Here is a 25226-nt window from a genome sequence, read left to right on the forward strand (position 1 = left end):
GTGCTGACCATGGACGGCCCGCACGCCGCACTGCACGCGGCCGTCTAGGCCGGCAGGACCCTCGCCAGCGTCGGCAGGCGCCGGTCCTGGGTGGGCAGGCGCCGGTCCTGCGCCAGCAGTTGCTGGAACGCTTCGCTGCCGAGCGGACGGCTGTAGTGATAACCCTGCATCATGTCGCAGCCCTCGTCGCGCAGGAAATCGAGTTGCGCCGTGTTTTCGACGCCCTCGGCGATCACCTCCAGCCGCAGGCTGTGCGCCAGCGTGACGATGGCGCGCACGATGGCCTCGTCGTCGGCGTCGATGCTCAATTCGCGCACGAAGGACTGGTCGATCTTGAGCACGTCGATCGGGAAGCGCCGCAGATACGACAGGCTCGAATACCCGGTGCCGAAATCGTCGATCGAGATCTGCACGCCGAGCGCCTTCAAATTGCGCAGCACCTCGATCGCGTACTCGACGTCGTGCATGACCGTGCCCTCGGTCAGCTCCAGCTCCAGCAATGACGGGATCATGCCGGTCTCCTGCAGCAGGTCGGCGATCGATTGCACCATGGTCTTCTGCGTGAACTGGCGCGGCGACAGGTTGACCGCCACCCTCAGCCCGGTCCAGCCGGCCTTGTGCCACGCCATCGTCTGCAGGCAGGCGGTGCGCAGCACCCAGGCGCCGATCGGCACGATCAATCCCATGTCCTCGGCCAGGCCGATGAAGCGGGCCGGCGCGATCATGCCCTGGGTCGGATGGTTCCAGCGCAGCAGCGCCTCCATGCCGATGATCTTGCCGCTCTTTAAACAAAGCTGCGGCTGGTAGTGCAGCACGAACTCGTCGCGTTCGAGCGCGCGCCGCAGGTCGGTTTCGATCTTGAGCCGGTCCAGGGTACGCTCGTTCATCTCCGCCGTGTAGAACTGGAAGCCATTGCGCCCCAGTTCCTTGGCGCGGTACATCGCGATGTCGGCGAAGCGGGACAGGGCGTCGGCGCTGTCGGCGTCGGTCGGATAGGTGGCCACGCCGACGCTGCACGTGACGAAGAACTCGTGCCCCTCGATCATGATGGGCTGGCCGACCGCTTCCATGATGCGCGTGAGGACGGCGACGCCGGTGCCGTCCTCGGGATTTTCGGGCAGCACCAGCATGAATTCGTCGCCGCCGACGCGCGCCACCGTGTCGGTTTCGCGCACGCAGGCCGACAGCCGCTCGGCCACGATCTTCAGCAACGTGTCGCCGGCCTCGTGGCCCAAGGTGTCGTTGACGAACTTGAAGCGGTCCAGGTCGAGGAAGGCAACCCAGAACGCGCCGCTTCTGCGGCGGGCGCCGGCGATGGCGTCGTTCAGGCGGTCGCGCAGCAAATTGCGGTTGGCCAGTCCGGTCAGGCTGTCGTGGGTGGCCTGGTATTCGATCTCGGCCTCGTAACCCATCGCCGCCGAGATGTCGTACTGGGCGACGACGAAGTGGCTGACGGCGCCATGCTGGTCCTGCACCGGCGCGACGAACAAATCGCTCCAGTAGCCGCTGCCGTCCTTGCGATGGTTGCGCACCAGCGCGTGGCCCTCGGTTTGCTCGCGCAGCGCGGTCTGGATCTGCTCGATGTTGCCCTGGTATTGGCCGCCGCCGTGCAGGCAATCGAGCCGCTGGCCCAGCACCTCGTGCGCGCTGAAGCCGGTGAGGCGTTCGAACGCCGGATTGACGTATTCGATCGGATGCTCCGGCGCCTGCGCGCCGCACAGGATGATGGCGTTGGCCGACACCTCGATCACCCGCTCGCGCAGGCGCAAGCCTTGCTCGGTCTGCACGCGCTGGGCCAGGTCCTCGGCCAGCCGCAGGTTGGCGAACTCCAGTGTGGAGGTGCGCTCGCGCGTGGCCCGCTCGACCATGGCCAGGCGCGTCACCAGCGCGTAGATATACGCGGTCGCCAGCAGGCTCGACAGCAGCCCGCCCAGCAGCGCGTACAGCGAGCCGTTGTGGCCGTCGGCGAAGAAGGTGCCGGTCTGGCTCACCTCCACCCGCAAGGTCTGGCCGGCCAGCGCGAACGACGACACCACCGGCGCCGGGCGGTCGTAGAACAGCCATGACGACAGCCAGTGCGGGCCGTTGGGCGACGCCGCCAGCGCGCCGCCGACGTCGCCGTGGCTGGCGATCAGCCGCGACGGGATCCCAGGGGAGGCGGAGAACAGGCGGATGCCGATGCCGTCGAGCGCCGGGAAGCCGCGCGACTCCAGCACCGGGTCGAACAGGCGGTCGACGCGCAGCTCGGCGACCAGCTCGCCGACCACCGCGCGCTGGCGCTCGGCGGCGGTATCGAGCGGGGCGCCGCGCCAGAACACCGGCGCCAGCACGCGGAAGCCCTCGAAGCGGCCGTTGGCGAACAGCAGCGGCAGCACGGCGGTGCCGGCGCTGCCGCCGCGCTGGCGCGACACCTGACGGGCGTCGGCCAGCTCGGCCATCGGCGCGGTGTCCAGTCCCACGTGATCTTCGTTGCCGAACAGCGGCTCCAGGTAGTCGACCAGCAGGTAGCTGTCGCGGATGCCGGCGCGGCGCACGCGGCCGTCGACCAGTTCGGTCAGCGTGAAGCCGGGGAAGCGTTCGCGCATGGCGGCCTCGTAGGCGGCGCGCTCGCGGTGCTGGATCAGGCGCTGGAAGCCAAGCGCCTGGATTTGCGGCGAGTGCTCGCGCAGCGGCAGGCTCAATTGGTGGAATTGCTCGCGGGTGAGCAGGCCGAACGTGGCGTACAGTTGCCGCAGCGCGTCGATCTGGTCGACCGCGTCGCGCACGCCGCCGGACACGGCGTTGATGCGCAGCTTGGCGTTTTGCTCGAATTGCACGGTTTGCCGGGCGGCCTCGACCCGGCGCACGCTGACGAACAGCAGCGAGGTCAAGGTCAGGCCGACGGCCAGGGTGATCAGGGCGGACAGCGACACGGATATGCGGACGCGTGTGATGAGCTTTTGCATTGCAACTCCTCGAGACGGCTCACCGGGTTCAGCGGATCTGGCCGGCGGGGGGATTGCAGCGACCCCAAATGCAGTGTTGTTTATTACCGTGCGGAAATCCGTGCGGTAGCGTACATAGGCTGCGGCGACCGATGGCGCAGGCTGTGGCCGGGCGGCCTGAGCGGTGATCTATACTCTTGGTTTTCCGGGGGAGGACCGCCCTCGCCGAGACAGTTAGCGACAACCGTAAAGCGCCTTCCGCAATGATCAACATCTCCGGTAACGACACCCCCGCCCGCATCCGCCGCAGCCAAACCTTGTCGCTGGTGCTGTTGGTGGTGTGCGGCGTCATCAACTACCTCGACCGCGCCACCCTGGCCGTGGCCAACGAATACATTCGCGCCGACCTCGGCCTCTCGCTCGGCCAGATGGGCTTGCTGCTGTCGGCGTTCTCGTGGAGCTACGCGCTGTGCCAGCTGCCGGTGGGCGCGCTGGTCGACAAGATCGGGCCGCGCTGGCTGCTCGGCATCGGCCTGGTGGTGTGGTCGCTGGCGCAGGCCGCCGGCGGGCTGGCCTCGACCTTCGGCTGGTTCGTGATTGCCCGCATCGCGCTGGGCATCGGCGAGGCGCCGCAGTTCCCGGCGGCGGCGCGGGTGGTGAGCAACTGGTTCCCGGCACGCTCGCGCGGCACGCCGACCGGCGTCTACAACTCAGCCTCGCCGCTGGGCGTCGCGCTCGCGCCGCTGTTGCTCGCGCCGCTGATCGCGGCCACCAGCTGGCACTGGGCTTTCTTTGTCACCGGCGCCATGGGCCTGGCGGCGGCGGTGGTCTGGGTAGCGCTGTACCGCGATCCGGTGCCGGCGCAGCTGAACGCCGACGAGCGCACCTATCTGGAGGACGGCGTCACAGGAGAAGCGGTCACCAAGACCAGCTTCGCCGCCTGGTGCGCACTGTTCCGCCACCGGACGACGTGGGGCATGATGTTCGGCTTCTTCGGCTCGGTGTACCTGAACTGGGTGTACCTGACCTGGCTGCCGGGCTACCTGCGCACCGAGCGGCATATGGACCTGGCGGGCGCCGGGCTGGCGTCGTCGATTCCGTTCATCTGCGGCTTCGCCGGCGCGTTGATCGCCGGCTGGGCCTCCGACAAGGTCGCCAGCAGGGCCAAGTCCCAGATGTCCGGGCGCCGCAACGCGGTGGTGGTCGCCACCTTGGGCATGGTGGTGTTCACCGTGCCGGCCGCGCTGGTCGACAGCAACGCCTTAGCCGTCGCCTGCATCTCGATGGTCATCTTCCTGGCCAACGCCTCGTCGGCGTCCGCCTGGTCGCTTGCCACCGTGGCGGCGCCGCCCAGCCGCATCGCCTCGCTCGGCGCGCTGCAGAACTTCGGCGGCTTCCTCGGCGGCGCGCTGGCGCCCATCCTGACCGGCTACATTGCGCAGACCTGGTCCTTCGTTCCGGCGCTGCTGACCGGCGCCGGCATCGCCTTTGTCGGGGCCATGTCGTATCTCTTTTTGGTGGTGCGGCCGATCCCCGAGGACGACAAAGGCTAAAAACGCCGCTTGCGCAGAACAATACGATACATTTACAATCCATATACACTTCGTATATAGGACTACTTATGGGCATCGTAAACATCGACGACAATCTGCACGACCAGATCCGCAAGGCCAGCGGCGTGGGCTGCCGCTCGATCAACGCGCAGGCGGCGTTCTGGATCAAGATCGGCATGTTGTGCGAAATGAATCCTACGCTCAGTTTCAACGAGATCGTCGCCGGGGAGTTGCGGGCGGCGGGCGTCGGGGTCGATGTCGATACCCAGTTCCGGAGCGCGCTCGGATGACCAAGCGACCGGAAGAAATCGCGCTGATGGCGGAATCGGGCAAGCTGCTGGCCAGCGTGTTCGGCCACCTGGACCAGTTCAGCCTGATCGGCATGTCCACCATGCAGGTCAACGACATGGTCGACAGCTTCATCGTCAATGAACTGCGCGCCCGTCCGGCCAGCAAGGGGCAGTACGGGTTCGCCTACTCGCTCAACTCGTCGCGCAACAATGTGGTGTGCCACGGCGTGCCGTCCACCACCGATATCCTGCGCGACGGCGATATCGTCAATTTCGACATCACGTTGGAAAAGAACGGCTTCATCGCCGATTCGAGCAAAACCTATCTCGTCGGCGAAGTCTCGCCGCTGGCCAAGCGGCTGGTGGAAGTGACCTATGAGGCGATGTGGAAGGGTATCAAGGCGGTGCGACCGGGCGCCAGGCTGGGCGACGTCGGCCATGCCATTGAACGCCACGCGCGGCGCAACGGCTACACGGTCGTCCGGGAATATTGCGGGCACGGCATCGGCCGCGAGATGCACGAAGCGCCGCAGGTGCTGCACTGGGGGAAGCCGAAGACGGGACGGGTGCTACAGGAAGGCATGGTCTTCACCATCGAGCCGATGCTCAACGAGGGCCGCCGCACCGTGCACACCGAGGAGGACGGCTGGACCGTCGTGACCACGGACGGCAAGCTGTCCGCGCAGTTCGAGCATACGGTGGCGGTGACGCGCAACGGCGTGCAGGTGCTCACACTGCGCTCCGAGGAAAGAGTGCTGAACTGAATACAGACATCGACATCGTGCGCGCAGACGAACTGGCGGAGCGCTTGTGTCGTCTCGCGCAGTCCTCAGCATGGTTCATGACGGCGCTGAAGGCAGTGCGGGATTTGGAGCTGTCGTCATGGTGCATCGGCGCCGGCGCTGTCCGCAATCTGGTGTGGGACGCCTTGCACGACTATGCGACGCCGTCCCGGCTGGCCGACATCGACGTCGCTTATTTTGACGCATCCGATCTGGCGCCTGAAAGCGAAGCGGACCTGCAGCGACGCCTTCACGCAGCGATGCAGGGAGTTCCCTGGGAAGTCACCAACCAGGCGGCGGTGCATCGATGGTTCGAAGAATATTTCGGCCATGCCGTCGCGCCGCTTGCCTCGCTCCAGGACGCGATTGCGTCGTGGCCCGAGTACGCTACCTGCGTCGGCCTGTTCCTGAACCGCGATGACTCCATCGTAGTGATTGCGCCGCATGGTTTGGACGACCTATTCGATTGCGTGGTGCGGCGCAATCCGGCGCGGGTGAGCATGGAAACCTATCGTCTACGCGTCGAGCAGAAAAACTATGCGTCGCGCTGGCCGCGTGTGACAGTGGTCCACGGTTAGCGTTATTTCTTATTGTCCGGCGAGCGCTTTATCGCGTGATGGCGGCAGCACCTGCCGAATCGCCGCCGTGACGATATCCGGCGATGTCAGCGCCATCTGGTGCGGATCTGCTGCAAGCAGAGGTAGTTGCGCGCCATGTCGAGTTCGGCCGCAAGGGTGCTGTCGGTCTGGCGCAGCTGCGACAGGCTGCCGCGCAGATAGCTGGAGAAGGTTTCGATCATCCGTTTCGCGCGCGGCGTGTCGTAGTCCATCAGGCTTTGGATGTTGGCCAGCGTGTTGAACAGCAAGTGCGGCTCGATCTGCCCTTGCAACAGGCGCAGGCGGGCCTCCGTGACCTCGCTTTGCAGCTGCTGCTGGCGCAGGCGCGAGCGCCACCATACCCAGTTGATACCCAGGACGAACAGAATGAACACGGCGAATTTGGTCAGCGCGGCAGGCAGGGAAATGAACATGCCCCAGACGGCCGAAGATGGAGACAAACGACATCAGCGCGAGGGCCAGGGCGACGGCGATCAGCGACGCGATCAGCAGGCGGGTGACGGTGGGGACCTCATGCCGGGGGCGTAGTTCCCACAATGAACGCCAGCTTTGGATCAACGTCGTTTTAATCTTCATAAACGTAGTGTACCCAAAGCCCCGGTTTACGACGGCAGCAGGCCGGCGCCCTGGTAACTGTCGATCAGCGCGTCGAACAAGGTGATATCGGCGCGGCCGCGCGCCATCAGCTGGGCGCCGGCGATCGCCGCGAAGATGGCCTGCGCCCGGCGGGGCGCCTCGTCGGCGCCGGCCACCCGCGCCGCCACCAAGGTTTTCGCCAGCCACGCGACATTGACGTCGGCGAAGGCTTGCACCTCCTTCTGCACCACGGCCGGCAAATCGTCGTATTCGGCGGCCATGAAGCTGCCCAGGCACATGCGATTGTCGTTTTCCAGCGAGCGGCGGAACGTCTCGGGATAGCGGCGCAAGGCGGCAAGCGGGTCTTGCGTCTCCGCCGACAGGGCCTCCAGCGTCACGGTGGAATCTTCCCAGTAGCGCTTGGCGACAGCCGCGGCGAGGTCGGCCTTGCTGGGAAAGTGATGGTAGAGGCTGGCCGCCTTGATGCCGACCTGTTCCGCCAGCCCGCGCACGTTCAAACCGCCGTAGCCGCGCGCTTGCGCGATCCTGGTCGCCGCCGCCAGGATCCTGTCGCTGGAATTGGATGTGGGCTCGGTTTTCAAGAATTTTTCCTCGAACAGTGTTGACGGAGTCGATTATAGCGTATATCTTTCAGCCTAACGAACGTTAGGTAGGCTAACCCAGCGTTTTTCCTGTGACCACCCTCATCGAAAGGCGACTATGAACACCGAACTTTTCTATCAAGACGCGACCAAATTGGCTGAACTCATCCGTACCAAGGAAATCTCGCCGGTTGAGGTCATGCAAGCGCACCTCGAACGCATTGAGGCCGTGAATCCCCAGGTGAACGCCATCGTCACGATCGCCGGCGACGCGCTCCAGGCGGCCAAGGCGGCGGAGACGGCGGTGCTGTCGGGAGCCGAGCTGGGTCCGCTGCACGGCGTGCCGTTCACGGTGAAGGATTCGATCGACACCGCCAGCGTGGCCACCCAGCGCGGTTCGCCGATCTTCAAGGGCCGCGTGCCCGACGCCGACGCCACCAGCGTGGCGCGCATGAAATCGGCCGGCGGCATCCTGCTGGCGAAGACCAACCTGCCGGAATTCTCCTATTGGATTGAAAGCGACAACCTGCTCTCCGGCGCCTCCAACAACCCGTGGGACTTGAGCCGCACGCCGGGCGGCTCCAGCGGCGGCGAATCGGCGGCGATAGCGGCCGGCATGTCGCCGCTCGGCCTGGGCACCGACCTGGCCATCTCGGTGCGCGGACCGGCCGCGCAGACCGGCATCACCTCGATGAAGGCGACCCACGGCCGCGTGCCGATGACCGGCATCTGGCCGCGCGCGCCGCGCCGCTTCTGGCATGTGGGGCCGATGGCGCGCTCGGTACGCGACATCGCGCTGGCGTTCGCGCAGCTGGCCGGGCCGGACGGCAAGGACGCCTTCGCCAGCAGCACGGTGCCGTTCGACGCGGGCCTCGGCAACGCGCCGTCACGTCCGCTGCGCGTCGGCTGGATGGTCGGCCCCGGCTTCGGGCCGGTCGATCCCGAAGTGGCGGCGACGGTCAAGGCGGCGGCCAGGGCGCTGCAGGACATCGGCATCTTTGTCGAGCACGTCGGCATTCCGGCGCTGGAGCGCGATTTCGCCCTCGACGTGTTCAACAAGCTGCACGTGATGGAGATGAAGCCGGCGTTCGCGGCGGCGACGGCGGGCCGCAGCCAGGATGAGCTGTACAAGATGGCCAAGACCATGCTGTCGCTGCCCGATACGTCGATGAAGGACTACATCGAGGCCGAGCAGGCGGCCGAGCGGCTGCGCGACGGCTATGCCGATTACTTCTCGCGGTACGACGCGCTGATCACGCATGTGCTGCCGATCCCGGCGCACAAGCACGGCGTGGAAAGCTTCGTCATCGACGGCCGGACGGTGGACGCGACCTACCTGCAAGGCGCAACGGTGCCGCTCAACGTGACCGGCTTGCCGGGCCTGGCGATGCGCTTCGGCACCAGCAGCGAAGGGCTGCCGATCAACATCCAGATCGTCGGCACATGGCAGGCGGAGTCGACGATCCTGCACGTCGCGTCGTTGCTCGAAGCGGTCAGCCCGGTGCGTGGACTGCATCCGGCGCTGTGATCCGGTGGCGTCGGGGCGGCAAAAGTGGTTTCTGTGTGCTAACGAGCATAGGCAACGCGATGTCAAGGTTACAATGACTTGCCGCGCCGCGCCGGTGATGATCGACCAACCGACCTTGCCCCATGCCAGCTACCGCTACCTCGCCCGACGCCCGTTTTTTCATCGCCCTCAATGCCGGCTCCGGCCATTCCGAGACGGAAGAGCGCCGCACGACCATCGAAACGGTGCTGCGCGCGGCCGGCCGGCAGTTTGAGTTGACCATCGTCGATCAGCCCGACACCATCGACGAGATCGCCGGCCAGCTTGCCAGGCAAGCGGCCGACGCCGGCGGCGTGCTGGTGGCGGCCGGCGGCGACGGCACCATCAACGCGGTGGCGCGTCAGGCGATCACGCACGGCTGCGCGTTCGGCGTGCTGCCGCAAGGCACCTTTAATTATTTCGGCCGCACCCACGGCATCCCGGAAGACCTGAGCGAGGCGGTGCACGCGTTGCTTGCCGCGCGGCTGCACCCGGTGCAGGTGGGCGTGGTCAACGACCGCGTGTTCCTGGTCAACGCCAGCATCGGCTTGTATCCGAAGATGCTGGAAGAGCGCGAGCAGGACAAGAAGCAGTTCGGCCGCAGCCGGCTGGTGGCGGCGCTGTCGGCGCTGAAAACCGTCCTGAGTCCGCATCGCCGGCTGCGCCTGGTGCTGCACATCGACGGCCAGCTGCAGCGCCTGCGCACCGCCACATTCTTTGTCGGCAACAATCGCCTGCAAATGGAACAGATCGGTATTCCGCCGATGAGCGCGGCGCTCGAGGATGGCCGGCTGGCGGCGGTGGCGCCGCGCACCAAAGGCAAACTGGGCATATTGTGGTTGATGCTGCACGGCGCGCTGGGCCGCATGGGACGCCTGGACCAGGGCGACGAGCTCACCACGTTCAGCTTCAAGCAGATGCAGGTGACGGTGAAGGGACGCAGGCTGGCGCGGCGCCGCCAGGTCAAGGTGGCGCTCGATGGAGAAGTGGGCCGTATGGACAACCCGCTGGAGTTTCGCGTGATGGAGGAGCAGTTGCTGCTCTTGAAGCCCGATGCGACATGGCCGAAGGATGTCGAAGCAGCGCCGGATGAACCGCCTGCGCTGGTGAATATCCGCTAGCGTAAACGGCAGCTCTTACGGAGCAAAAATTACTTGTAAGGTTTGCAGGGTGACAGCTAGCGTTTTGGGATTGGTAACGACGGGCGCGACTTTTGAATTTCGCTACCGACGGTCGGATCGAGATTCACCAGCCATATTTCGCCCCGCTTCACCACGTGATCGCCTCGTCATCGGCGTTGCCGAACTGCGGCATGATCAAGGCATCGTCACAAGCAGCGGCAAGCGCTTTACTGGCCTCCGCCCACCCGCTACGAACCGACTGAGCGGGAACACGAACCACAATCGCACCGTCCTCGACCGATACATCTGCCTCATCTTGCAAGCCAATCTGCGCCAAAAACGCTGTCGGGAGAATCATCCCTTTTGAATTTCCAATACGACGAATAGCGATGCGCATATATCCTCCCATGTCTCGCAACGCTATACCCGCTTGGGTTGTCAGTCAACATTGTTATAAGATGGATCGCACTGATCGATTTCATCGATGACGCGGGATCACGCTGAGAGGAGGCGAGGCTCACTCGATCACAAAGGCCACCTGCCCTTCCGCCTGGCACAGCTGGGCGCTCTGCCCGGCCTGCTCAAAGGCGGAACACAGTCGATTACCCTGCGGGTCTTCCAGTCGTGGATGGATGCGCAAGAGGTAACTCCCCGAACGCCAGCGCCGCGTTGGCGTGAAGCGCCATTCCCGCTCGCCGGCCGCGAGCGTCGCCACGCCCGGCAGGCGCCGCCCGTTCGGGCCCTGCACGGCGATCTGCGCAGCCGCAGTCCCATCCAGCGCGGCGGGAACATGAACGCGCAGCGGCTGCCGGCCGCCACGGCGCCCGGCCTGCACCGTCCACTGTGCCGGATCGATGCGCTGGCGCAGCGGCGCCGTCACCAGCCAGCGCCGTTCCAGCGGCGGACCAACTTGCGGATCGTCAATGCGCAGTGTGACGAACTGGCCGCTGCGCAAGGCCGGCCCCAGCGCGACATTAGGGCCGACGCCGCTTTTGATACGGCCCGGATGCAGCAACAGGGCGACGGTCCTTCCGCTGCGGTCCGGCAGCGGCAAATCCAGGAAAGCGTCGCGAATCGGTGCGCCGGCGCTATCGAACAACACGACACGCCCCATATCGAGCGGCGCCGCCAACGGCCGATCGAGGTGCAATTCGATCCGCAACAGGTTTTCCGCCACCGTCGGTCCGGAAGGCGTCACCGTGGCGTCGGCCAGCACCGGCCCGGGCGCCAGGGCCAGCGCCAGCAGCAACGCGCTAGCGGGCCAGTTCAGGATAGCCTTCGATGGTGCGCGCATATTTGTGGAAGTCGCGGAATGTGTCGCCGTCCGGATAACGGTAATCGGGAAAATCGTACTCGTTGACGAAGTCGCTCAGGCGCAGGTAGCCGCCCTTGGGAATCGACACCAGCTGCATTTCGCCGCCCGCTTCCGAGCGGCGCAGCGCCAGCAGCAATTGCGGATTGAGGTTGTCCAGCCGCATCACCGCCGACATCGGCGCCATGGTCGCCTTGACGCCGAGATAAGGTTTTCCCGGCCACTCGATCGGCGCGTCCAGGCCCGGCGCCGCGGCGGCGGCGGCCAGGTCGACGGCGCTCAACAGGTCGGCCGACCGGCTGGAATTGACCAGCAAGGCGTAGTCCTGGCCGCCGGTGCTGAAACTCACCAGGCCGTTCGGCGCGCTGCCCCAGCCCAGTTCTCCCACGGTGCGGGCGGCGATGTGCGCGCCATCCTTCAGATCCTTGAGCGGGATGGTCACCAGCGGCGTGCACGTATAGGCCGCGACCAGCGTGGGCTCGCCGCCGATCGTCATCACCGTCATGCTGCGGATCGGCGCGCGGGTTTCGATCTGATTGTGGACCGGATGGTACATCTCGACCGTGGTGGCGCTGGCCTTGCCGCTGAACGGATAGTCGTACACCCGCAAGGTGGAGGCGAAACTGCGGTTCGACAATCCGGCCACATACAGCCGGTTCTGGTAGTAGCGCATGTCCGTGACGGTCAAGGTCTGTGCCGGCAGGTCGCGCCAGAAGGCGACATCGGCCGTCGGCGCATCGGTGATGGCGGCCGAGGACGAAACCCTGGCCAGATCGAGCCGCCGGACTTGCCCCGTGGCGTCGATACTGACGATGGCGGGCTTGGCCTGGCCTTTCACGCCCCGCACGGTCAGCGCGACGTACGCCACTTCGCCGCCGGGCTGCACGGCCATGTCCTCGAAGCGCAGCGCGCCCGGCGCCACCCGCAGCGCTTTGGCGATCGGCGCCTGCACATCCATCAAATTGAACGGCTTGCCGGCAGGACGGACGGGCGCCGGCAGCGCCAGCGCGAAAATGCGCGCGCCCTTCCAGTCGGCGACGAACAAGGTTTGCGCGTCGCCAAAGGTAAGCTTGCTGGCCGACTGCATGGCCGGCGGCGCGGCATGGGCAGCGCCCGCCGCCAAGAGTAAACTCAACAACAATTTCAACCGGGTGTTCATGGCGATACCGTCCTTTCGCTCGATGGCAAAAAAACAGTATAAGGACGGGGCGGGGCCGCGGTCACTGCCGCCTAGGGCCGGTTGTTTTTCACCCTATCGTGTCTTGCAACCGCTCAGTTCTCCCAATAGCCGCGCCGCACGGCGATCATCACCGCATGGGTGCGGTCGCGCGCGTCGAGCTTTTGCAAAATGGCTTTCATGTGGGTCTTGATGGTGTCTTCGCGCAAGCCCAGCTGGTCGGCCACGCGCTGGTTCGAGTTGCCGCCACTGACCAGGCGCAGCACCTCGACCTCGCGCTTGCTCAAGGCGTCGAGCTGGAAGCTGTTGACCAGGCTGGCCGCGACCGGCGGCGGCAACAGCCGCCGGCCGGCGTGCACCGAAACGATGTAGTCGCTCAAGGCGGTGCGGGCCGTGTTCTTCAGCACATAGCCGGTCGCGCCGGCCTTGAGCGCGCGCGTCACCTGCACGTCGCCGTCGAACGTCGTCAGGATGATGACGCGGGCCTCGGGGTCGATCCGGCGTATCGCGCCGGTCGCCTCGATGCCGTTCAATCCCGGCATCTGCAAATCCATCAGGATGACGTCGGGGCGCCAGCGCCGGTACAGCTCGACGGCCGTGTCGCCGTCTTCGGCTTCCGCCACCACGGCAAATCGCGGGTTGGCCGACAGCACCGCGATGATGCCGCTGCGCAGCAAGGGGTGATCGTCGGCGATCATGATGCTGATCTGGTCGTTCTGCATGACTTTGCTCCTGTCGTTATCGCCCGGCCGGGTCAGCGGTCCTGATGCAAGCGGTCCAGATGCAAGCGCGCATAGGCGAGCTTGGCCGGAAGGTCCAGCCGCCAGGCGGTGCCGCCGCCTTCACCGCTGCGCAGCGCCAGCCTGGCGTTGATCCCGGCGGCGCGCTCGTACATCCCGCGCATGCCCCAATGGTTCGGGCGGCCACCGTCATTGAACACCGTGGCGGGCATGCCGATGCCGTTGTCGCTAAGGATACAGCGGAATTCCCGCCCGCCATAGTGGACTTCCACCTCTATCCTGGTCGCCCTGGCGTGGGTGCAGGCATTGGCCATCGCCTCCGTGAGGATCGCCAGGGCTTCCACATGGACAGTGGCGTCCAGCTGGCGGACGGCGCCGGTAACCGTCACGCCGACCGGGGCCGCATCGCCCTGCCGCAGGCGCGCCGCCGCAGCCCGTAGCGCGTCCTCGAAACCCGGCTTGCCGATTTCGTCGCCCCGCAGTGCGCAAATCCGCTCGCGCCCCTCGTTGAGCACCTCATCCGCCTGCAGCAACGCGCTTTCGATCCGCAGCCGCGCCGCAGCGGCCGCCGGCAACTCCAGCATCGCCGCGTGCACGTGCAGGACCAGCGCCTGCACCGATTGCAGCAGCGTGTCGTGCAGCTCGCGGGCGATGCGTTCACGCTCGTTGACGCGCTCCTGCAGCCGGGCCGCCATCTGCCGGCCCAGCCGGCCGATGCGCCAGCGGTAAGCCAGGTAGACCGCCGACAGCGACACCAGCACGCACAGCGCCTTGAACCACCAGGTCTGCGTCGCCCTGGGTGCGATCTCGAAACCGACCGTGGTGACGGCGTCGCTCCACTGGCCGTTGTAGTCCGTCGCGGTCACGCTGAAATCATACCGGCCCGGCGCCAGATTGCCGTAGTAAGCGCTGCGGCGTGCGCCGGCCTCCTGCCATTGGGCATCGACGCCGCCCAGACGGTAGCGGAAGCGCAGGCGTTCCGGCATCGACAGCGCCACACTGGTGTAATCGATTTGCAATGCGGAGTTGCCCGGGGCGAAGCGGATCGGCAGCAGCGGCGCCCTGGCGTCGCCGGGCGGACCCAGCGTCTTGATGGTGACCGGCAGCCGGGGCGCGGCCGGCAATGGCGCGGCGGGGTCCAGGCGAAAAAGACCGGTGGTTCGGGCGACCCACAGGCGCCCGTCGGCGGCCAGCACCAGCGATGGCGTCGGCGTGAAGTAGGGCGCGCTGCCTTCCAGTCCGTCGAGCCGGTCCAGCCGCTCATACTGCACGCGGTACGCGCGCGCGCGCTCGAATCTGGCGATCTCGGCGGCGGGAATGCGGAACAGGCCGGCAAATGCATTCAGCCACAGATCGCCGTTTTGCAGCTGCACCATGCCGGAAATGCCGTGGAAGGTCTCGCCATCGGCGCCGCTGAGCTGGTTAAACCGGTTTTCCCCGAGCAAAGCCAAGCCTCTCTCGCCACCCGCCCATACGTGCCCTGCACGCAGGTGCAGCGCCATCACCGGGCCCAGCGTCAATCCCTCGGCCGGCCCGTAGCTGCGCCACGCCGCGCCTTGCGCTTGGGCCACCAGGCCGGGATGATAGCCGAGCCAGAGGCCGGCGGCGTCCGAGCGGGCCATCACATTGACTTCGGCCTGCCTGCCGGTTTGTTCCCATTGTCCCCGGGGACTGCGGCGATACAAGCCATTTGGAAACAGCGCCACCAGCAGGCCGTCATCCTGGTCCGCCAGCAGCGCCCGCACGCGCGCGCCGCCGACCGCGGCGGGCAGGCCCACCGTCCGGCTGTCGTCGCCCTGAAAACGCCACAACGTACCGTACGAGGCGCCCCACAGCGCGCCATCGCCGGTGAGGGCCAAGCTGGACAGCAAGCCGTCCCAGCCGGCGCCGTCCACCGTCCGGCGGGGCGTCGCCGTCACCTGGCCGCGCTCGTTCGCCATGGCGTGATACCTGCCGATCCAGACGCCGCCACGCTCATCGGCAAGCAGCGCGCCGCCGATGGCCGCTTCCGGAACATCGAGCCGGCTCACGCGTTTGGCACGAAACCGGTCGATGCCAGTGGACGTGGACGTCCATATATTTCCTTCGCGATCTTCAAAAATGGCGTGGACGGCGCGCCCGCTCAAGCCCTGGGGCGACGCCGCCCGGGCCGTTACCCGCGCCGTGCGATATTCCAATGCTTCCAGCAGCCCCACCCACAGATCGCCGTGGCGGTCGACCAAAAGACTGCCGGGGTCGCCCAGGGATCCCCACTGCCGATACACGGTATTGCGCTGGGGACCTGTCAGCAGATGGAGCTTGGCATGCAGCGCATCCCAGCTGACCACATTGCCATCGGGGAGTTCGAACAGCACGCCGGTGCCGCTGTCGACCGCCGCCCTGGCAAACCGCGTCGCGCCCGGCTGGAGCGAATACACGCCGGCATCGCCCTGCGCCCACAGCACGCCATGCCGATCACGCATCAGGGTTTTATAGCCGCCGCCGGCCACTTGCCAGGCGCCGTCCGCCTTATGCCAGCGGCCGCCCTCCAGGTAGAACAGGCCCAACGCGGTGGCCGCCCACATCCGGCCGCCGCCGTCTTGCTCCAGCCCCCAGACGGCGCGCTCGGGCAGGCCGTCCGGTTCGCCGTAACTGCGTATCACCCCTTGCCGCAGGTAGCTGACGCCGCCGGCGCGATAGCCGATCCACAGTCCGCCGTCCGGCGCCGCATTGACAATGCTGACGTATTTGGGCGGCAAGGCGTCATTGACCGGGACAAATTGCTCGAACTGCATACCGTCGAATCGATACAGTCCGCCCGCCCCGCCCAACCACAGCCAGCCGTCACTGGTCTGCGTCATCGAAATGATCGATTCCGGCGCCCCGTCGCGCGCGCTCCAGCTGGTGTGATGCAAATCGATGGTGGGGGACGACACGGCTTGCGCCCGGCCTGCCGCAGGCAGGGCGCCGCACAAAAATACGGCGCAGCAGGCCAGCACGCCGCGCAGACCGCCGGGCAATGGGCGTATTCTCATGTCACATAGAAATTAGTTATAACTTGGCAACGTTCATCCGCGATTGTATAGAAGATTTCCACCCGATAGTGTGTTTAGGGCAGTTGCTCTTTGGGATATCCTGTGTTTTCAACCACAGGAGCCAACCAAGGAGAACCGACATGGACTTGCAACTCAATGGCAAACTGGCACTCGTCAGCGGAAGCACGGCGGGCATCGGCTACGCGATCGCGGCGACGCTGGCGCGGGAGGGCGCCAGCGTCATCGTCAGCGGCAGGACGCAGGCCGGGGTCGACGACGCGGTGAACCGCCTACGGGAAGAAACGCAGGGCACGGTTTACGGCTATGCCGGCGACCTGAGCCTGGCGGAGGAGGCAAAGGAAGTGGTGCGGCGTTATCCGGGCATCAGCATCCTGGTCAACAATCTCGGCATCTTCGAGCCCAAGGCGTTCGAAGATATTCCCGACGAGGATTGGCTGCGGTTTTTCGACGTCAACGTGCTCAGCGGCGTACGGCTCGCGCGCCTGGTGCTGCCCGAAATGAAACGGGCGAACTGGGGCCGCATCATCTTCATCTCGAGCGAAAGCGCGGTGCAGATTCCCACCGAAATGATCCATTACGGCATGACGAAGACTGCGCAACTTGCCGTCTCGCGCGGCTTGGCGGAATCGGTCGCTGGCACCGGCATCACGGTCAACAGCGTCCTGCCCGGCCCGACGAAGTCGCGTGGCGTGGGCGACTTCGTCGAAGACATGGCGCGCGCGAGCGACAAGAGCTTCGAGCAGATCGAAGCGGAGTTCTTCGACCACGTGCGTCCGACTTCGCTGATCAAGCGCTTCGGCACGCCGCAGGAAGTGGCGTCGCTCGTGGCCTACGTGGCCAGCCCGCTGGCGTCGGCGACCACCGGCGCGGCGCTACGTGTCGATGGCGGCGTCGTCAAGAGCGCGTTCTAGCGATCGCGTACGCGCGCCGGTGAGGCGTTGCCGAACAGCTCGGTAGTCCACTCGGTGAACGCCCGCATCGCCGGCGAGAAAAAGCGATGATGGGGATAGAGCAGTGATACCGGCACCGGCGCCGGCCGCTTGTCGGCCAGCACCTCGACCAATGCTCCGGTCCGCAAATGGTCGGTCACCAGGATCTCGGCCAGCTGCATCAAGCCGTGGCCGTCGAGGCACAGCTTGATGTAAAGCCCGGTCTCGTTGACCGCCACCTTGCCCGGGACCGGGACGGAGATGCCCACGCCCCCTTCGACGAAACGCAGGTCGCTGCCGCGCCGCGTCGTGCTGGAAAAGTAATGGACCGCCCGGTGTCGTTGCAAATCCTCCAGGGTTTCGGGGACGCCTTGTTCGGCCAGATAGGACGGCGCCGCGCAGGTGATCCAGCGCAGCTCGCCCAAGCGGCGCGCGACCAAGGCCGAGTCATCGAGGCTGCCGGTGCGGATGACGCAATCGACGCTCTCCTGGATCAAGTCCACCTGGCGATCATTGACGCCGATCATCAGGTAGATGTCCGGGTACCGCTGCTGGAATTGCCACAACTGCGGCAGGATCACGGCATGGGCGATGCCGCCGGGCATATCCACCCGCAGGCGGCCTTGCGGACGCTCGACGGAACCATGCAGGCTCGATTCGGTGTCATCGATCAGGTCGAGGATTTCGCGGCAACGGTGGAAGTACCGCTCGCCTTCCGGCGTCAGGCTGAGGTTTCTGGTGGAACGATTGAGCAGGCGCGTCTGCAAATGTTGTTCCAGCCGTTTGATGATGCCGGTGACCGACGACGCCGGCATGCCCAGCGTCTGCGCCGCGCGCACAAAACTCCCGCTCTCGACCACGCGAAGGAATACCTGCATTGCTTGTACGCGATCCATGTGGTGTCCGTGTGGCGGTAAATGTGGCGGTGAAAGTGGCGGTGAAGGAAACGGCACTATAACCCAGCATTGTTCGAGTTTTCTGCATGGTGAAAACGCCCGGCACTACTTTTTCCATGGGGTGGCCGTCGCTAGACTGCGTGCATACCATTCAGCAGGAACCTACAATGTCAGATCAAGACCGTCAACTGCTCGCGCCGCTGGCGCCGGCCACACATAAGACGCTCATTCGAGGCGCGACGATCATCAGCATGGATCCCAATGTCGGCAATTTGCCCAAGGGCGACATCCTGATCGCCGATGGCGCCATTGCCGCCATCGGCTTACAGCTGGAGGCCGACGGCGCCGAAGTGATCGATGCGAAAGATATGATCGCCATTCCGGGCATGGTCGATACCCATCGCCATTCCTGGGAAGGCCAGCTGCGCCGCATCAACCCCAATGCGGCGTCGCTCGAGGACTATTGCAACGCCACGCATTTCTCGTTTGCCAAATACTACCGGCCGCGCGACATCTACGTGGGTAACCTGCTCACGGCATTGGGCTGCATCGATGCCGGCATCACGACCGTGATCGACAACTCCCACAACAGCCGGACAGCGGCGCATTCCGACGCGGCGGTCGAAGCATTGCTCGATACGGGCATACGCGCGTTGCACGCCGCCGGGGCGCCGGTATCGGGGGTGTGGGACGAGGCACACTGGGCCGGCAACCTGGCCCGCCTGCAGGCCAAGTATTTCACCGATCCCGCCAGCCTGGTGACCCTGGCTATGATGGCGCAGCTTGAACCAGCCCAGTGGGCCGTCGCGCGAGAACTGGGCATTCCCATCGTGACCGAGTTTTTTGGCGGCGCCATGGCAGCCGAGCTCGAAGTCCTGCACCAGCGGGGGCTGCTCGGCGGCGACAACATCTTCAACCACTGCACCTGCCTGCCGGATTCGGGCTGGGAAATCTTGCGCGAGGCGGGTGTGCGCGTCAATGTCTGCCCGCGCTCGGATGCCCACTACGGTATCGAGAACGGCATGCACGCCTGGCAGGCGGCGCTCCATCACGGCATCCGCCCCGGTTTCAGTGTGGACAACGAGACTTCTTATAGCGGCGACATGTTCATGGAGATGCGCGTGGCGTTCTACGTGCAGCGTGTCATTGGGCATGGCCAGCGCCTCCATGGCCATCACCATGCGCCGGCGCCGACCAATGCGTTCCGGTTGCTGGAGGCCGCCACGATCGATGGCGCCGCCTGCGCGGGACTGGCACAGCGCATCGGCAGCATGACGCCGGGCAAGCAGGCCGACCTGGTACTGATACGCACCGGAGACCTCAACCTTTATCCTGTCAACAACGCCGTCGCCACCGTGGTGCACGCGGCCGAGCGCAGCAATATCGATACCGTCATCATAGGCGGACGGGTGCGCAAGCGCGGTGGCGTCGTGCAGGGCGTGGATCAGGCGACGCTGCGCGCCGCGATCGACGAGTCCTGCGCCCATCTGTTCAGTGCCGCCGGTTACCAGCCAGATCTGTTTGCCGAATCGTTCGCGCCGATTCACCTGGCGTAAGCGGGGAGCGATGGACGCGGCGCTCCTTCCGCGCTACACCGTACCGGTGGTGTGGATCATTCCCGCCCTGGTGTGGTTAGCAATGTCGCGTTGGCTCAAACGCAGGCGATAGCATGGTGTCGGCGATATCCAGCAGCGCCCGCAGGCGATCCATATGCCGCAGGTCATGGTGGTAACCTACCCAGATCTCCCTGGCTGGCGGCGGCTCGGGCGTCTCGATGCGCTGTAACACGGGTGTTGCATCGCCAAGCGGCCTCGGCAGCACTGCCACACCCATACCTTGCGCACACATGCGCGCCTGCACTGCGCGGCTGGTGCTGGTGAAGACACGCCGGGACAGCGGAAACCGGTCCAGCAGCCAGGCGACATCGGGAAAGTGCGACTGTGCCGAATTCATGAGTATGAGTCCGACCGAAGCCGGATCCCTTTGCATCGCGCGCGCGGATTCGGCCGAGCCGTAGAGGCCGTACGGAATGCTCATCAGGCGGCGCTGGACGATGTCCGGTTCGGTGAAGGGCACGATACGGAAGGCCACATCGGCCTCGCGACGCGACAGATCGAGCAGCCGGTAGCTGGCGATCACCTCGGGCACAATGGCCGGGTGGCGGCGCGTCAATTCCGCCAGCACGGGCGCGAGAACATAGCCGGCAAACCACTCCGCAGAAGATATCCGTAACACGCCTTCGAGGCGTTCGTGGTTGCCCGCCAACCGCCGTTCCATGGCCAGGCCGGAATTTTCCATGGATTCCGCCAGCGCCAGCACCGCGTCCCCGGTGTCCGTCAGTACCAGCCCATCCTTGGTCCGGCGGAAGAGCGCCTGCTCCGCCTCGTCTTCGAGCGCCTTGATCCGCCGACCCACGGTCGGATGACTTACCCCGAGTCTGCGCGCCGCCTCGCCCAGAGAACCGGAACGGACCACCGCTAGAAAAATTCGGACGTCGCTCCATTCCATGTGTCAAAACCCGTTCAAAAATGTACGCCGAATATACAGGAATGGCAGTTCACCGACAAATCAGTTTGCAGCATCATGGCGCCTATTCGAGCTGGCCCATGCAGGGTCGGCATTTTCAAATGCTCATTCCTCAGGGAGATTTCCGATGTCAAAAGAATTTGAAGCACGCCTGGACGCCATCGAAAGCCGTTTCGCCATCGATGCACTCATCGCCAATTACGCGGAAGCGTTCGACACAATGAACATGGCCCTGCTTGCCACCCTCTGGCATCCCGACTCGCGTCTGTTGCTTGGACAGAACGGCAACTCCGAGGGCCTGGAAGCCATCCTGGCGCAGGCCGAAGTCAACATGAAACGCATGCCCCACATGCACCACTGGATGGCCAACGCGCTAATCACCGTGGAAGGCGATAGCGCTCATGGGCTGGTAGCGGCGGACTGCATTTTCTACGACGTCGACCAAGGCCCGTTGCAGGTAAGCGGTCAGTACAAGGATATCTATGATCGACGAGACGGCCGGTGGGCATTCGTCGAGCGCAAGTTCACGATGCACTATGCAACGCCGCTAAAAAATTGGGCACCGGTCGCAGGCACGGAGCGCTTCGGCCTTCCGGCGTGACCTAGACCTTTTCCACTGAAATCATGCAAACGACGACATCCGCCACGCGCCGCTGGTCGGCATTTGCGGTGTTACTGGTGGGGGCATTTTTGCCCCCGCTGGACTTTTTCATCGTGAATGTCGCCTTGCCGTCCATCCAGAGCTCGCTTCATGCCAGCGCTGCGGAACTACAACTTGTTATTTCCGGATATGCCGCGGCGTATGCGGTCTTCCTCATTACCGGTGGCCGGCTCGGTGACCTGTACGGTCGACGCAAAATCTTCCTGATTGGCATCAGCGGCTTCGGACTGACCTCGGTATTGTGCGGTCTGGCCGCTTCACCGGCCTTGTTGATCGTCGGTCGAATTCTTCAAGGCTTGAGTGCGGCCGCCATGGCGCCACAAGGCCTGGCGTCCATCCACGCGCTGTTTCCGGAGCATGAGCGCGCACGCGCGCTGGGCCTGTACGGTGCCGCTGTCGGACTGGCGGCTGTCGCCGCGCAAGCGCTCGGTGGGGCGTTGATTTCCGCAGACTTCTTTCACCTAAAATGGCGCATCATTTTTCTGATTAACCTGCCGGTGGTCGCGGCCGTCCTCATTTTCGGCTTCCCACTGCTGCCCGACGTACGCGGCGATCATCCCGCGCCGCTCGACAAAACCGGAATGTTGCTGTGTGCTCTCACGCTCGCCTTATTGATTGTTCCGCTGGTCGAGGGACGGGAGTTGGGTTGGCCTTGGTGGGCCTGCGCGATGCTCACCGCTTTTCCTTTCGCTGGCGTTTGCTTCTGGAAGTACGAAAAGGCCTATGCCGCTCGAGGCGGGGTTCCGCTCATCAGCGTTGAGCTGGTCAAATTGCCTGGGCTGATGAGTGGCCTCACAGGTGTGCTCTTCTTCTATGTCGTCTCGGCCTTTTTCCTGGTCTTCTCCGTTTATCTGCAATCGGCGATCGGACTGGGTCCCCTGGAAACGGGCTTGGTCTTCCTGCCTTTCGGCATAGGCGCCTTCATCGGCCCGCTGACGACGCCGCTGGCCATACGCGTTTTCGGAAGGTTCGTTCCCGCCATCGGCATGATGCTCGAAGTCGCCGGTTGCGTGATCCTGGCCGTCATCGTGGCATCCGCGCCTGGCCGGATGCCTGCTCACATTCCGCTGGTCATTGCAGTGGGGCTATTGGGCTTCGGTCAGGGATGGGCGCTGCCGACACTCGTGCGCGCCATCATCAATCGGGCACCGGTAACCGGCTCCGGGATGATCGCCGGCATCACCAACTCAGCCTTGCAGATCAGCGCGGCGCTTGGCGTTGCGGTCATGGGGGGCATATTCTTCACCGTGGCAGGGGCATCGCCCGACGCGGTCTCGATGGCCAAGGCGTTAGCCGCCGCAATGCTGTGCGTCGCGGCCAGCCTGTCGATCTCTGCGATCTTTTCTATCGTGGCGTCGAGGCCGCGGCAGCCGCTGGCAGGCCGCGACTAGCGGAGCGTCTGCAATGGGAGTTTTGCTCTACACTCCCAACCAAACCGGCGCGAATCGGCATACTTTTCGGCCTAACAACCCGCGAATGGAGATTTGGAAAACATGAATATGAGCATGCTCGGCCTTGCCACTACTTTCTCGCTCACCCTGCTCGCGCTCGCCGCCCCGGCAGCCGCGAACGCGCGGGCCGGTGCATCCGCGACCGGCGGCCTGCCTTTCGAAGTCAAGCCGGTCGGCACATTCAAGAGCCCATGGGCCTTGGCATTCCTGCCCGATGGCAACATGCTGGTGACGGAAAAGGAGGGGACGATGATCCTGTTCGATCCCGCAACCGGAACCAAGCGGACAGTGTCCGGCACACCCGCCGTCAGCAGCAGGGACCAGGGCGCGCTCATGGACGTCGTGCCCGCTCCCGATTTTGCGGCCAGCAAGCTGCTCTACTTCAGCTACTCCGAGGCGACCCCCGGTGCCGGCAGCCGGGTCGTGCTGGCAACCGCGACACTGGATCAGGCAGGTGGCACGCTCAAGGATACAAAGGCCATTTTCCGCAGCCAGGATGCCTCGACTGGCGGGCACTATTCGGGCCGTATCGGCTTTTCGCCGGATGGCAAGTATCTCTTCTTCACCAGTGGCGACCGCCAGCTTTTCGATCCGGCGCAGGATCCCAAGTCGACGCTGGGCAAGGTGCTGCGCCTGAACCTCGACGGCACGCCGGCCGCCGGCAACCCGCTCGCGGCCAAGGGCTTCCATGCCGCCGTCTGGTCGTACGGCCATCGCAACCTGCTGGGCATCGCCTTCGACCGCCAGGGACGCCTGTGGGAGATGGAGATGGGGCCGCGCCATGGCGACGAGATCAACCTGATCAAGCCAGGGCTCAACTATGGCTGGCCGAAGGCATCCAATGGCAACCACTATGACGGCCGGGACATCCCCGACCACGCGCCTGGCGACGGCTTCGAGGCCCCGAAGGTGTCCTGGAATCCGGCCATTTCACCGGGCGGCCTCGCCTACTACGATGCCGACCTGTTCCCGAAGTGGAAAAATTCCCTCTTCATCACCGGTCTGTCGGGCAAATCGCTGGACCGCATCGCCCTCGACGGCGAGAACGCGACCAAGCAGGAACATTGGGACATGGGTGAACGAATCCGCGCCGTGCGCACTGGGCCGGATGGCGCGCTGTGGGTGCTGGAAGACGGTCCGCGCGGCCGGTTGCTGATGCTCACACCGAAGAGATAGGCCACTTTGTTCATCACCAAGTACCTGGTTTCTTGGAAAGACCCAACTTCCATTGCCAGCATGGCCGTCGTTCGGGCACTCCGCGTTAACGCAGGACTGCCAACTTGGCTTTCTTGCCGTTGCGGAAGGTATAGATCGTCATCGCCGCGTCGCGCAAATCGCCCTTCTGATCGAAGGCGATGCTGCCGGTAACGCCATCGTGCCTGACCGCAGCCAAGGCAGGCAGGAATCTGGCTGGATCGCTTGAATTGGATGTCTGCATCGCTTTAGCGAACACCATCACCGCATCGTAGGCGTAGGGCGCATACGTCTGCACCGGGATCTTGTAGCGCTGCTGGTACCGCTGCGCGAACGCATTCAGGCCCGCTTCCTGCTCAGCGCCGACGCCGCCGGCCACCACGCAGTACACCTTGTCGTCGACCAGCGCGTCGCCGGCCAGCTGCGGCATTCTTTCCGAGCAGACGCCGTCGCCCGAAATGAGTTTGGCGCGCAGCCCGAGCGCCTTCATTTGTTTGAGCATCGGGCCAGCCACCGCATCCATGCCACCATAAAAAATCACGTCCGGATCGCGCGCGCGGATCTGGGTCAGGATGGCGCTGAAATCGGTTGCCTTGTCGTTGGTGAACTGGCGGCTGACGACACTCCCGCCCGCCCCCGCGTTTTTGAGGCCCTTGACGAATTCGTCCGCCAGCCCCTGGCCGAAGGCGGTGCGGTCATCGATCACGGCAATCTTCTTTGCTTTAAGCGTGCCGGTCGAATAAGTGGCCAGCGTGCGTCCGATCAGGTTGTCGTTGGCGACCACGCGAAAGGCCGTGCTGAAACCTTGTTTGGTGTAGGCGGGCGTCGTGGCCGCTGGCGAAATCTGCGGAATGCCAGCGCTGGCGTAGATTTTCGACGCCGGCACTGTCGTGCCCGAATTCAGGTGCCCCACCACGGCCACCACTTTCGCATCGACCAGTTTTTGCGCGACCGCTGCGCCGGTTTTTGGATCGGCGCCGTCGTCCTCGGGTTGCAAGACCCATTGCACCCTTCTGCCGCCGAGCATGATGCCTTTCGTGTTGAGTTCATCTGTCGCCATGCGGGCGCCGTTTTCGATGTCCTTGCCCGCATGGGCGCTGGGGCCGGAGAGCGGAGATGCAGTGCCGATTCTGACTTGCAAAACCTTTCCTGCCGGCTGGGCCTGGGCAAGCGGCACCGCGACGAGGGAGGACGCAGCGGCGATGACAAGAAAATGCATGGCGGGCCTTTAAGAGACGGGCGTTTGATTGTACTGCCAGGCCGCGTCATGACGGAAAAGCAATCGTGCACACGT

22 protein-coding genes are annotated in these 25226 nt (G+C 64.9%); 11 read left to right on the forward strand and 11 right to left on the reverse strand.

From position 1 onward, the window contains the following. Positions 1-44 precede the first annotated feature (44 nt). Positions 45-2945: an EAL domain-containing protein gene (locus tag NHH73_01495; protein ID USX27002.1), complete on the reverse strand. Its 2901-nt coding sequence runs from the start codon at positions 2943-2945 to the stop codon at positions 45-47. A 242-nt stretch (positions 2946-3187) separates the two neighbouring features. On the opposite strand from NHH73_01495, the gene NHH73_01500 reads away from it, so the two are divergent. The 4 genes from NHH73_01500 (at position 3188) to NHH73_01515 (ending at position 6127) form a co-directional block, all read left to right on the forward strand. Further along, positions 3188-4477 (forward strand): MFS transporter, encoded by a 1290-nt coding sequence (locus NHH73_01500; protein USX27003.1) that lies wholly within the window; start codon positions 3188-3190, stop codon positions 4475-4477. 68 nt (positions 4478-4545) lie between these two features. Next, positions 4546-4767 carry a ParD-like family protein gene (locus NHH73_01505; protein USX27004.1) on the forward strand — a complete coding sequence of 74 codons (222 nt, stop codon included), beginning with the start codon at positions 4546-4548 and terminating at the stop codon, positions 4765-4767. Beyond that, positions 4764-5531 carry a type I methionyl aminopeptidase gene (gene map / locus NHH73_01510; protein ID USX27005.1) on the forward strand — a complete coding sequence of 256 codons (768 nt, stop codon included), beginning with the start codon at positions 4764-4766 and terminating at the stop codon, positions 5529-5531. Before NHH73_01505 ends, map begins: the two co-directional genes overlap by 4 nt. A gap of 77 nt (positions 5532-5608) precedes the next feature. After that, the gene (locus tag NHH73_01515) at positions 5609-6127 is read left to right on the forward strand and encodes a nucleotidyltransferase family protein (protein ID USX27006.1); all 519 of its coding nucleotides are present in this window, start codon (positions 5609-5611) and stop codon (positions 6125-6127) included. A gap of 86 nt (positions 6128-6213) precedes the next feature. Here NHH73_01515 and NHH73_01520 read toward each other — a convergent pair whose 3' ends face one another. Then, the gene (locus NHH73_01520; GenBank protein ID USX27007.1) at positions 6214-6606 is read right to left on the reverse strand and encodes a histidine kinase; all 393 of its coding nucleotides are present in this window, start codon (positions 6604-6606) and stop codon (positions 6214-6216) included. Between the two features lie 162 nt (positions 6607-6768). After that, positions 6769-7344 carry a TetR/AcrR family transcriptional regulator gene (locus tag NHH73_01525; GenBank protein USX27008.1) on the reverse strand — a complete coding sequence of 192 codons (576 nt, stop codon included), beginning with the start codon at positions 7342-7344 and terminating at the stop codon, positions 6769-6771. 118 nt (positions 7345-7462) lie between these two features. On the opposite strand from NHH73_01525, the gene NHH73_01530 reads away from it, so the two are divergent. Then, complete coding sequence (locus NHH73_01530) at positions 7463-8872, forward strand: amidase (GenBank protein USX27009.1); 1410 nt, start codon at positions 7463-7465, stop codon at positions 8870-8872. A gap of 122 nt (positions 8873-8994) precedes the next feature. After that, positions 8995-10011, forward strand: coding sequence for a diacylglycerol kinase (locus NHH73_01535; GenBank protein USX27010.1), 1017 nt, complete (start codon positions 8995-8997; stop codon positions 10009-10011). Between the two features lie 148 nt (positions 10012-10159). On the opposite strand, the gene NHH73_01540 is transcribed toward NHH73_01535, so the two are convergent. From NHH73_01540 to NHH73_01560, 5 genes are all read right to left on the reverse strand, one after another. Continuing rightward, entirely contained in the window at positions 10160-10408 is a 249-nt protein-coding gene (locus NHH73_01540; protein USX27011.1) for an AbrB/MazE/SpoVT family DNA-binding domain-containing protein, read from the reverse strand. Positions 10409-10528: 120 nt separating this feature from the next. Beyond that, positions 10529-11305, reverse strand: a complete 777-nt coding sequence (locus NHH73_01545) for a hypothetical protein (GenBank protein USX27012.1) — start codon at positions 11303-11305, stop codon at positions 10529-10531. Continuing rightward, positions 11265-12458, reverse strand: coding sequence for a hypothetical protein (locus NHH73_01550; protein ID USX27013.1), 1194 nt, complete (start codon positions 12456-12458; stop codon positions 11265-11267). Before NHH73_01550 ends, NHH73_01545 begins: the two co-directional genes overlap by 41 nt. 137 nt (positions 12459-12595) lie before the next feature. Then, on the reverse strand, positions 12596-13222 hold the full coding sequence (locus tag NHH73_01555) for a response regulator transcription factor (GenBank protein USX27014.1): 627 nt from the start codon (positions 13220-13222) through the stop codon (positions 12596-12598). 32 nt (positions 13223-13254) lie between these two features. After that, a complete protein-coding gene (locus NHH73_01560; GenBank protein USX27015.1) occupies positions 13255-16254 on the reverse strand; it encodes a histidine kinase in 3000 nt (999 codons plus the stop codon). Positions 16255-16394: 140 nt separating this feature from the next. On the opposite strand from NHH73_01560, the gene NHH73_01565 reads away from it, so the two are divergent. Next, positions 16395-17186, forward strand: coding sequence for an SDR family oxidoreductase (locus NHH73_01565; protein USX27016.1), 792 nt, complete (start codon positions 16395-16397; stop codon positions 17184-17186). Here the strand turns inward: NHH73_01565 and NHH73_01570 are convergent. Continuing rightward, positions 17183-18100 carry a LysR family transcriptional regulator gene (locus NHH73_01570; protein ID USX27017.1) on the reverse strand — a complete coding sequence of 306 codons (918 nt, stop codon included), beginning with the start codon at positions 18098-18100 and terminating at the stop codon, positions 17183-17185. The two genes, NHH73_01565 and NHH73_01570, sit on opposite strands and share 4 nt — an antisense overlap. Positions 18101-18267: 167 nt before the next feature. On the opposite strand from NHH73_01570, the gene NHH73_01575 reads away from it, so the two are divergent. Continuing rightward, positions 18268-19656 (forward strand): amidohydrolase family protein, encoded by a 1389-nt coding sequence (locus tag NHH73_01575; GenBank protein USX27018.1) that lies wholly within the window; start codon positions 18268-18270, stop codon positions 19654-19656. Positions 19657-19732: 76 nt separating this feature from the next. On the opposite strand, the gene NHH73_01580 is transcribed toward NHH73_01575, so the two are convergent. Continuing rightward, entirely contained in the window at positions 19733-20608 is an 876-nt protein-coding gene (locus NHH73_01580) for a LysR family transcriptional regulator (protein ID USX27019.1), read from the reverse strand. A gap of 145 nt (positions 20609-20753) precedes the next feature. On the opposite strand from NHH73_01580, the gene NHH73_01585 reads away from it, so the two are divergent. From NHH73_01585 to NHH73_01595, 3 genes are all read left to right on the forward strand, one after another. Continuing rightward, a complete protein-coding gene (locus NHH73_01585; protein ID USX27020.1) occupies positions 20754-21227 on the forward strand; it encodes a nuclear transport factor 2 family protein in 474 nt (157 codons plus the stop codon). Between the two features lie 23 nt (positions 21228-21250). Beyond that, positions 21251-22678 (forward strand): MFS transporter, encoded by a 1428-nt coding sequence (locus NHH73_01590; protein ID USX27021.1) that lies wholly within the window; start codon positions 21251-21253, stop codon positions 22676-22678. Positions 22679-22780: 102 nt separating this feature from the next. Then, on the forward strand, positions 22781-23914 hold the full coding sequence (locus NHH73_01595) for a PQQ-dependent sugar dehydrogenase (protein ID USX27022.1): 1134 nt from the start codon (positions 22781-22783) through the stop codon (positions 23912-23914). Positions 23915-23999: 85 nt separating this feature from the next. On the opposite strand, the gene NHH73_01600 is transcribed toward NHH73_01595, so the two are convergent. Next, entirely contained in the window at positions 24000-25151 is a 1152-nt protein-coding gene (locus tag NHH73_01600; GenBank protein ID USX27023.1) for a branched-chain amino acid ABC transporter substrate-binding protein, read from the reverse strand. Positions 25152-25226 lie beyond the last annotated feature (75 nt).

It is taken from the genome of Oxalobacteraceae bacterium OTU3CINTB1 (assembly GCA_024123955.1).
Lineage (GTDB): Bacteria > Pseudomonadota > Gammaproteobacteria > Burkholderiales > Burkholderiaceae_D > Rugamonas.